The organism is Frankia sp. AiPs1, from assembly GCF_023716945.1.
Taxonomy (GTDB): Bacteria; Actinomycetota; Actinomycetes; order Frankiales; family Frankiaceae; genus Frankia.
This window is the reverse complement of sequence record NZ_JAMQQF010000599.1, coordinates 1-3,589: the sequence shown is the minus strand read 5'-3', so window position 1 is coordinate 3,589 and position 3,589 is coordinate 1. Positions and strand designations below refer to the sequence as shown.

Sequence of the window (3,589 nt, the reverse complement as noted above, 5' to 3'; positions counted from 1 at the left end):
GCCCCACCGACTCGGCCCCCGGCAACGGCGCGGCCAAGCCGTCCGCGGCGTCGAGGCCCACTGCTGGTCCGACGAGTGGCGCCCCCGCCGCCCCCGCCCACGACCAGTAGCAACGCACGGGCCGCGACGCCGGACCCGCCGCGGAGCGCGGCGCCCTCCCGCGATGATCGAGACCGCCGACAACCCTCTCGGCGCGACACCGGGTGCGTCGGGTACGAGTGCCCTACCCGTCGGTAACCGCTGCCGTAGGCTAGCCGGTGCCGGCGGCGTCCACGCCGGTGCTGACCGCCCGCACGGTCCCTCGGGCCGGCGCGGGCAGTCGGTGTCCCACGGCGAGGTGCCGGTGGCCGCGAGCCGCCGGTGGGGAGGCCACCGTGTTCGGTCCAGCCCGCGGTGCAGTCCGCGACGTGGTCTTCGTCGACGGCGTGCGTACGCCGTTCGGCAAGGCCAAGGGCGTGTACGCCGAGACCCGGGCCGACGACCTGATCGTCAGGGTGATCCGGGAGTTGCTGCGCCGTAACCCGTCCCTGCCGCCCGAGCGCATCGACGAGGTGGCCGTCGCGGCCACCACGCAGATCGGCGACCAGGGCCTGACGATCGGCCGCATCGCCGGCGTGCTGGCGGGGCTGCCGGAGTCGGTGCCCGGCTACGCCGTCGACCGGATGTGCGCCGGGGCCGTGACGGCGGTGACCACGACGGCGTCGTCGATCGCGGTGGGCGCCTACGACGTGGCCGTCGCCGGCGGGGTGGAGCACATGGGCCGCCATCCGATGGGCGAGGGCGCCGATCTCAACCCGCGCTTCGTCGCCGAGCGGCTGGTCGACCCGTCCGCGTTGATCATGGGATTGACGGCGGAGAACGTGCACGACCGTTTCCCGGCGATCACCCGACAGCGGGCCGACGCCTACGCCCTGGCCTCCCAGGAGAAGGTCGCCAAGGCCTACGCGAACGGCCAGATCCAGCCCGATCTGGTCCCGATGGCCGCCCGCCACGTCGACAGTGGCTGGGAGCTGGTCACCGCCGACGAGCCGCCGCGCCCGACGACGACCCTCGACGGGCTGGCCGGGCTGCGCACCCCGTTCCGGCCGCACGGACGGGTCACCGCGGGCAACTCCGCCGGGATCAACGACGGCGCCACCGGGTGCCTGCTCGCGGCCGCCGAGGTGGCCGCGGAGCTGGGGCTGCCGGCGCGGATGACGCTGGTCGGCTACGGCTTCGCCGGGGTCGCGCCGGAGGTCATGGGCGTCGGCCCCATCCCGTCGACGGAGAAGGCGCTCGCCCGCACCGGCCTGACGATCGACGACATCGGGCTGTTCGAGCTGAACGAGGCATTCGCCGTGCAGGTCCTGGCCTTCCTCGACCATTTCGGCATCGCCGACGACGACCCCCGGGTCAACCAGTACGGCGGGGCGATCGCGCTGGGCCATCCGCTGGCCTCCAGCGGGGTGCGGCTGATGACCCAGCTCGCGAGGCAGTTCGCCGAGCATCCCGAGGTGCGCTACGGCATGACGGCGATGTGCGTGGGCCTCGGCATGGGTGCCACCACGATCTGGGAGAACCCCCACCACAGCGCCGCGACCACGGCATCGAGCTGACCGGACCCACGCGAGCATCCGAGTCCCACGAGAGGGCGACATGACGGGCGACCTACCGATCGACGAGGTGACCCTGGACTACCCGGACGAGGTCGTCACGGCGGCGCACGTCCGGTACGTGACGCTGCCCGGGGTGGTCGGCCCGGTCGCCCTCGTCACCCTCGACAACGGCCACGATCACACCCGGCCGAGCACCTTCGGCCCGGCCGGGCTGCGCCGGCTGCTCGCCGCCGTCGACGAGATCGAGACGCACGATCCCCCGGTCGCCGCGATCGCCGTGACCGGCAAGCCGTTCATCTTCAGCGTCGGCGCGGATCTGGGCTTCCGGTCGTCGATCACCGAGGCGGCGAAGCTGCGCCCGTCGCTGGACGCGCTCGGCCGGCTTGGGCACGACGCCTTCGCCCGGCTCGGCTCCGGCCGCCTCGGCGGGCGCCGGGTCCCCACCTTCGCGCTGGTCAACGGGGCGGCGCTGGGCGGCGGCCTGGAGCTGGCACTGCACTGCGACTACCGGGCGCTGTCCGCCGGGATTCCGGCGATCGCCTTCCCGGAGGTGTTCCTTGGCCTGGTGCCGGCCTGGGGCGGCACCCAGCTGCTGCCTAACCTGATCGGCGCCGACCGGGCGGTGTCCGTCATCGTCGACAACGCGCTGAGCCAGAACCGCACCCTGCGCGGGTCCACCGCGTTCGAGTTGGGCATCGGGGACGTGTTGCTGGCTCCGGCCGACTTCCTGGAGGAGGCGCTGGCCTGGGTGGGCCGGGTGCTGCGCGGGGAGATCGACCCGGTTGCCGAGCGCCGCCCGGTGCAGCGAGGCGCCGAGTGGGCCGAGGCCGTCGCCCGCGGCCGGACGCTCGCCGATGCCAGGCTGCACGGCGCCGCGCCGGCCGCCTACCGGGCCCTGGACCTGATCGCGCTCGCCGAGACCGCCGATCGCGGCGACGGCTTCGCCGCCGAGACCCAGGCGCTCGCCGATCTGTCGGTCAGCGGCGAGCTCGCCGCCGGACTGTATGCCTTCGACCTGGTCCAGAAGCGGGCCAAGCGGCCGGTCGGCGGCCCGGATCCGGCGCTGGCCCGCCCGGTCACCAAGGTCGGGGTCGTCGGCGCCGGGCTGATGGCCGCCCAGCTCGCCCTCGTGTTCGCGCACCGCCTCGAGGTGCCGGTCGTGCTCACCGACATCGACGCCGGGCGGCTCGACGCCGGGGTCGCGAACGTCCACCGGGAGATCGACAACCTGCTGCTGCGCCGCCGGATCTCCCCCGACCAGGCCAACCGGTACATGGCCAACGTCACCGGCTCGCCGACCTTGGCCGCTTTCGCCGACGCCGATCTGGTCATCGAGGCGGTCTTCGAGGACCTGACGGTCAAGCAGGCGGTCTTCGCCGACCTGGAGGCCGTGGTGGCGCCCACCGCGGTGCTGCTGACGAACACCTCGGCGCTGTCGATCACCGAGATGGCCGCATCGCTCGCGCATCCCGAGCGGGTCGCCGGCCTGCACTTCTTCAACCCGGTGTCGGTGCTGCCGCTCGTCGAGGTGGTCCGTGCGGCCCGCACCGACGACGCGACGGTCGCGACGACGCTCGCGGTCGCCCGGAACCTGAAGAAGGACGCCGTGCTCGTCGCGGACGCGCCCGCGTTCGTCGTGAATCGGCTGCTCACCCGCTTCCTCGGCGAGGTGCTGGGCGCCGCCGAGCAGGGGACGCCGATCGAACAGGTCGATCACGCCCTGGATCCCCTGGGGCTGCCGATGTCGCCGCTCGTTCTGCTGTCGCTCGTCGGCCCACCGGTGGCACTGCACGTCGCGCAGACGCTGCACGTCACCTTCCCGGACCGGTTCCGGGCGCCGACGAGCCTTGCCCGGCTGGTCGAGGCGGGCCGGGGCTCGGTCTACACCACCGGCCCGGACGGCACCCAGATCGTCGACCCCGAGGCCGCCGCCGCCCTGCGAGCCGCCGTGGACGCGGCACCGGCGGGAGGCACGGGCGGTGGCGCAGTGGCCG

2 protein-coding genes are annotated in these 3,589 nt (G+C 74.0%); both read left to right on the top strand.

The window, feature by feature from the left end:
* The first annotated feature begins 374 nt into the window (after positions 1-374).
* A complete protein-coding gene (locus tag ND748_RS28035; protein ID WP_251749201.1) occupies positions 375-1,595 on the top strand; it encodes an acetyl-CoA C-acyltransferase in 1,221 nt (406 codons plus the stop codon).
* 40 nt (positions 1,596-1,635) lie between these two features.
* Positions 1,636-3,589, top strand: a 1,954-nt coding sequence (locus tag ND748_RS28030; RefSeq protein WP_251749200.1) for a 3-hydroxyacyl-CoA dehydrogenase NAD-binding domain-containing protein, incomplete at its 3' end; no start/stop codon positions are given.